Consider the following 242-nt stretch of genomic DNA (forward strand, 5'->3'; position numbering starts at 1 on the left):
TTTGACTTGATCGCCCATTGACTCGGAGAAGGCGACAAGCCGCGTGATTTCCTGCGCATCCGTGAACGAACGCTGAAGCTTGCTCAACCGTGCCTTGATCTTGGTGACGCGTTCTTTAAGCTTCATCAGCTCATCGCGCGGTACGAGCCCCTCTCTGTCGCGTTCAACCTGCGCGCGCAGCTCATCATAGGCGGCTCGGACCTTTCCGAGCTTCGTGAGTTCTGCGGCGTATAGCTTACGCT

1 protein-coding gene is annotated in these 242 nt (G+C 57.0%); it reads right to left on the reverse strand.

The window, feature by feature from the left end; translation table 11 throughout:
* Window positions 1-242 (reverse strand): hypothetical protein (locus AC1RPW_RS08645; protein WP_481769554.1); only part of this gene is annotated, 242 nt, incomplete at both ends.

The sequence above is a fragment of the Dellaglioa sp. CoH-55-MRSF-8 genome (assembly GCF_056782195.1).